This is a genomic window from Rhizobacter sp. P1_G5, from assembly GCF_056405435.1.
The window spans coordinates 1-716 of the sequence record NZ_JBFUCB010001145.1; the positions used below are offsets into that span (position 1 = coordinate 1).

Annotated in this window: 1 protein-coding gene; it reads left to right on the forward strand. The window is 64.7% G+C overall.

The features are described from left to right. Nucleotides 1-716, forward strand: a 716-nt coding sequence (locus AC1D12_RS34630) for a cbb3-type cytochrome c oxidase subunit I (RefSeq protein WP_477845571.1), incomplete at both ends; no start/stop codon positions are given.

The following is a 716-nucleotide window of genomic DNA, read 5'->3' on the forward strand; positions in this document are numbered from 1 at the left end:
GGGCAAGGAGTACGCCGAGCTCGAGTGGCCGATCGACATCCTGATCGCGATCGTGTGGGTGTCGTACGCGGTGGTGTTCTTCGGCACGATCGCGGTGCGCCGCGTGYGCCACATCTACGTCGCGAACTGGTTCTTCGGCGCGTTCATCCTGGCGGTGGCGCTGCTGCACATCGTCAACGGCGCGGCCATTCCGGTGAGCCTGACCAAGAGCTACTCCGCCTACGCCGGCGTGCAGGACGCGATGGTGCAGTGGTGGTACGGCCACAACGCGGTCGGCTTCTTCCTGACGGCCGGCTTCCTCGGGATGATGTATTACTTCATCCCGAAGCAGGCCGAGCGGCCGGTGTACTCGTACCGGCTGTCGATCGTGCACTTCTGGGCGCTGATCTTCACGTACATGTGGGCGGGCCCGCACCACCTGCACTACACCGCGCTGCCCGATTGGGCGCAGAGCGTGGGCATGCTGTTCTCGCTGGTGCTGCTGGCGCCGAGCTGGGGCGGGATGATCAACGGGATCATGACGCTGTCGGGGGCGTGGCACAAACTGCGCGACGACCCGATCCTGAAGTTCCTGATCGTSTCGYTGTCGTTCTAYGGCATGAGCACCTTCGAGGGSCCGMTGATGTCSATCAAGACGGTCAAYGCGCTCAGCCACTACACCGACTGGACCATCGGCCACGTGCACTCCGGCGCGCTCGGCTGGGTCGGCCTGGTGT